The 4,908-nt window shown below is 36.5% G+C and carries 5 protein-coding genes; 4 read left to right on the top strand and 1 reads right to left on the bottom strand.

The genetic code is table 11. From position 1 onward, the window contains the following. Positions 1-81: 81 nt before the first annotated feature. From IKV95_RS05260 to IKV95_RS05250, 3 genes are all read left to right on the top strand, one after another. The gene (locus IKV95_RS05260; RefSeq protein WP_069128617.1) at positions 82-822 is read left to right on the top strand and encodes a hypothetical protein; all 741 of its coding nucleotides are present in this window, start codon (positions 82-84) and stop codon (positions 820-822) included. A 106-nt stretch (positions 823-928) separates the two neighbouring features. Further along, a complete protein-coding gene (locus IKV95_RS05255) occupies positions 929-1,420 on the top strand; it encodes an RNA polymerase sigma factor (protein WP_069120519.1) in 492 nt (163 codons plus the stop codon). Beyond that, positions 1,407-2,630, top strand: a complete 1,224-nt coding sequence (locus tag IKV95_RS05250) for an anti sigma factor C-terminal domain-containing protein (protein ID WP_287451476.1) — start codon at positions 1,407-1,409, stop codon at positions 2,628-2,630. Before IKV95_RS05255 ends, IKV95_RS05250 begins: the two co-directional genes overlap by 14 nt. Before the next feature lie 3 nt (positions 2,631-2,633). On the opposite strand, the gene IKV95_RS05245 is transcribed toward IKV95_RS05250, so the two are convergent. Then, a complete protein-coding gene (locus tag IKV95_RS05245) occupies positions 2,634-3,230 on the bottom strand; it encodes a TetR/AcrR family transcriptional regulator (protein WP_176717591.1) in 597 nt (198 codons plus the stop codon). 167 nt (positions 3,231-3,397) lie between these two features. Here IKV95_RS05245 and IKV95_RS05240 point away from each other — a divergent pair. After that, a partial coding sequence (locus IKV95_RS05240) for a class A beta-lactamase-related serine hydrolase (protein WP_287451475.1) occupies positions 3,398-4,908 on the top strand: 1,511 nt, incomplete at its 3' end.

The following is a 4,908-nucleotide window of genomic DNA, read 5'->3' as shown; positions in this document are numbered from 1 at the left end:
TATATCAGGTTTGCTCTCTATTTTGTTTTATCCTATAATGAGGGTGAGACGACTATACTTTAAAACAGAGGAATGAGGGCTATGTTCTATATCATCGACACCCTTTACTTTGAAACAAAAGTTGAACAAAAGCAGTACAAAGAGGCTTTTGAAAAAACACTCCTATTAAACAGCGCTATTACTTATCGTTGGTATACTGCAACGGTCTTTTTTAAACAGTCAACAAAAACAAAATGGACGTTGTTATGCTTAATGGAGGCCAAAGATAAGCAGGCTTTTGAAAAATTACCTTTTAATCAGAATGTCACTATCAGGCGTGAAGAAATGCTGGTGCCGCTCGGTTTTTGGCTTACTAATGAGCAATGGTTTGTGAAGGCAGGATTACAAATTGTTGAACATCTAGCTGTTGAACCTGAGCATCAACAAGCGTTTAAGGACATCATGTTACAAAATAATGTGCCGGCGATGCGTTTTATTATCAATAACAAACGTTGGTGTCAGGAATTTATTGCTTTAGAGACAAAAGAAGTCTTTTACCATAATACATCTTTTCCAGAGTGGAATCATATTCATTTGCTGGGTATGAAATGGACAGGTATTTTACAGTATCGTGCTGATTTTGACGCGGCTTTGAAACGGCAAAAAGGAATTACGTTTAAAAACAATCATAAACAGCTGGAAATGATTAGACAGGTCGCCTATAAAGCAATGACCCGAGTAGAGGGGAACATAACAGCACGGATAGATTATCAAACAGAAAAAGTGCCGTTTATCCTTAAGCAAGAAAGTCCAACACTAAATATAACTAAAAAAGTAGACTAAGCCATCCTTTGATTTTGAAGGATGGTTTTTAAAGAGCTAAAATCTTTTGTTTTTTTGTAACCATTGAAGCTATTATTCGTATATCTATTGAATAGGGGGTGAAGTAGTGCCACAACGCGAGTTGGAAAAATATTATCAAACGTACTATCGAGAATTATATTTGTATGCCTATTCATTGAGTCAGCATAAACAAATGGCCGAGGACTTAGTAAGCGAAACGTTTTATCGCGCATTATATGGTAAACAAAAGTACCAAGAACAATACAAATATTGGCTGTTTCGTATTTGTAAAAATCTTTATATCGACGAGTATCGTAAAAAGAAGCGTTATCAGTCGAAAGTACCGTTGTTAGGACAGGTAGTGCAGGGGGATAATCTTGATCAGTTTATTGAAAAGGAACGGTATCAGAATCTTTATCGTTGTGTGTTGGCATTACGCTCACCTCATAAAGAAATGATCATATTGCATTATTTTTGTGATTATCAATTAAACGAGGTGGCTGATTATTTGGAAATACCCTACAGTACGGTAAAGGTATCTCTTTTTAGAGCGCGTCAAAAATTACGAAAGGAGTTGGAGCCTTATGAAAAATTTTAAAGAATTATTTGAAAGCTATCGTAAAGGTGAGGTCACACCTGCAGAGAAGGAATCCATCGAAGCTGAAATTGAAAAAAACGAATTAATAAATGATTATTTATTGGAGAATGATGAAGACTGGGATAAGGAGATTTTAGGTGAAAAAGCTATCGATGTCGCTCGTCTAAAAAAACAAACGAGTCGAAAAATTATGCGTATGACATTGATTCCTATCGGTGCTGTTGTCTGTGTAGGGCTTCTACTTTTCTATTTAATTATACCTGGCATACAAGCGATGTATGATCAAAAATATTATAATCCGACTGCTCTCGTGCCGCTCAAGGTAGAGGGGGTACCTGATGATAAAGTGATGTTTGATTTCACCGTCTACGCAGAGTTATTTATACCGGGTTATTTTGTCAACAAAGTGGATGTCGTAAAAACAGGGCTTGGAAAGTATGATCTTGCAATCGATTTTGCTTCTAAGTTTAGCTATTCTAATGATACAGCAACAATAGAAACACTAAAAATAAATAAAGGTAAAAATACAGCTGAGTTAGAAGGATTTCACGATTTAACTCGTTTACCTTATTCATTTGCCGAAAAAGCACAACCAGCCGTAGCGACTTATGAGCTTTCATCAGCTAATGAACGGAAATCAATGATTCAAGAAAATATAGCTGAGCTTAAAAAATTACCTGATAGCAGCATTGTTTCTGCTTATGTTACTTTTAAAGAGGATCAAACAATTAAAGAGTCTCTGGCTCTTATGAAACCACAAAACAGTGAAATTGATATTGCTTGGCTTGGTATTCGTAATCAAACAAAAAATGAGCAAGATAAGAATCGTGTCATTTTACCGATTGGTTTGAAAGTGGATAATACGGTAAGCTATTACACGGATCAACCTGTGTCCACAAAAAAATATCCGAATATCATTAATGATGACCGTTCGGAAAAGCCTGCTTTATTAGAAAAAATGTTTAAATCACAAGTTCAATACATATTGGACAATCCCGATATTTTAGCAATCACTGCAGGTACCAATACACAAGGGTATGATCACACTAAGCAGTTAAAGGCTGTACAAGACTATATCAATAAACAGGGGATACAATCATATGGTGGACTCGTATATGGGAAACCTGCAGAATTAATAACGCTTTTACAAAACGAGCAGATTTATTCTGCTCATTTAGAGGATGCTAGATTAGCACTATTCGCAAAATAATACTTAACGTGTGTGATAACTGTTTAGAAGCGGTTGAATATGCGCCCAGACATTGGCAAAATCAGCATCACTTTGTGCCGTCTCAAGCCACTCATTCGCATGTGCCGGGTGATGAAATTTACTTGTTGCAGAAAAGATAAAGCGTGCTAAATTATGGCATGGCTCATCAGCAAGCGTGAGGTGTCTTTGACAGATAAGTGTTAAGTGTTGATGAATTTGGTGAATGTGATGTGCTAAAACTTTTGTTTCGGAGACAGTGACTTTTGCATAAATAGCAAATAGAGCGCTGTCTTTCGTTGCTGATTTGCGTTTTAGCTTAATTAGCATATCGATATAGCGATAAAGATGCTGTTCCACTGAAAGAGTATCAGCTGCACTGGGTATATCTTTAAGGTGATTAATTATCTCCACTTGTAACCAGTTTTCCGTTGCTTTCGCGAGCAGCGTTTTTTTATTGGGAAAATAATTATAAATTGTGGCATGGCTGACATTTAAAGCTTTTGCAACATCAGTGACTGCTGTTTTTGTAACGCCATTTTGACGCAATAAATTTTCTGTTGTAGCTAAAATTTGTTCGTTCGTTAGTAAGGCATTTTTCAAAAAAACCACTCCTTCGTCACTAAGCATAAGATGGTGACTAATAAATGTCAAATGTTTGAAATTGTAATTTAATGTTATTTGATTGATGGGCGTAAGAAAAATGACAAATCGTGGTATATTATAAGTGAATAAGAGATAGACAACTATTTTAAAAGGTGGGGACTTTTATGAAGCGAAATTTGATGGTAGGGCTACTTGTGGTAGGGTTCCTTATGGGGAGTGTAAATCAGCCAATAGCTGTTCAAGCAAATTCAACCACAACAAAAAGTATAACGGAAAATTACGTTAAAGTAGATGTTGATGTCCGATTGCAGAAAAAAGCATACCAGATTTATTCGAAGCCGTATGGATATGAAGGTTATCAGACAATCGATAACAGTACGGCTTATGTTGGTAATGATTATACAGTTAAGCAAGAGGCCATTTCAGGCAATAACCGTTATTATTATATTGTGTACGGGAAGGGTAAAGCAGGATGGATCAATACAAAGGGTTTTACTAAGCTTGATCGACCAATTTACAAAACGTTGAATAAAAATATGAAATTAACGAGTGGTAATTATAATGTATTTACGGCACCTTACCTTAGTAAAAATAGCCGCATATTGTCGAAAACACAGGGGTATATTGACAATGATTATGTCGTGAAAAAACAAGCGCAATCCGGTGGTGCAACCTATTATCAAATAACGTTAGCGAATAAACAAATGGTATGGGTCAATGCAAATGGTTTTAAAGCATTGGCAAAAGAAAGCTATAAAAAAGTGTCGATTGCGGGGAATATCACCAGCAGTACGGCTGCGCTGTATACAAAACCTTATCTGTATAAAGGCTCACGATATGTGGGAACTACTGCCAAAAACAAAGGGCGTGCTGTTAAAATAACAGAATCAGCTATAACGCCAAAAGGTGTTTTTTATAAGGTTAACGGCCTTGGATGGCTGCCAAAAAGTAGTATTAAAGAAGATGATAAGAAAATGGAAAAAGTGCAAAAGCTCTTAAATAGCAAATACCGTTCACCAAATTATGGCATTTATGTCCGTCGTTTATCGGACGGAAAAACAGCAACGATGCATGGTAACACTAATTTCACTGCGGCAAGTACAGGGAAATTACCTGCGATTTATTACACACAAAAGATGATTAATAGTGGCAAAATAAAATATAGCAGTCGTTATGAAAACAAACGTGCCATTAATAATATGCCGTTATCCTATCAACCGTGGGGTGCTGGCGTATTACAGTATGAACCTTGGGGTAAATATTTCCCGATTGATACAATTTTAAAATGGACGATACAAAAGTCAGATAACCAAGGTGCCAATTTCTTAGGCTATTATGGCGGTAATCAATACAGCTCTGCAATGAAGAAAGAAATTAGCAAGGTAGTTGGTCGACAATGGACCTCGTGGGGGAAAGTAAGTGCAAAAGATAATGCTAAACTGATTGAAGCGATTTATCGACAAGGTGGTAAGGCGCCGCGTTATCTGCAATCAACAAATTATGATAATCAGCGGATTCCGAAGTACTTACCAGTGCCAGTAGGTCATAAAATTGGTGATTTATATGACTTGGCTCATGATGTAGGCATTGTTTATGCGAAGGAACCTTACGTCATCTCAGTAATGACTAAAAACTATACTGGATATGAAAAGATTTCAGTGTTATCGCGTGATGT

The sequence above is a fragment of the Brochothrix sp. genome (assembly GCF_017549435.1).
In the GTDB taxonomy this organism is placed as follows: Bacteria; Bacillota; Bacilli; order Lactobacillales; family Listeriaceae; genus Brochothrix; species Brochothrix thermosphacta.
The sequence above is the reverse complement of the archived record's forward strand: the minus strand, read 5'-3'. Positions and strand labels throughout refer to the sequence as shown.

Excerpts from the sequence above, each read along its gene's own strand:
- IKV95_RS05260 (WP_069128617.1), top strand. The coding sequence starts at position 82 with ATGTTCTATATCATCGACACCCTTTACTTTGAAACAAAAGTTGAACAA.
- IKV95_RS05250 (WP_287451476.1), top strand. The coding sequence starts at position 1,407 with ATGAAAAATTTTAAAGAATTATTTGAAAGCTATCGTAAAGGTGAGGTC.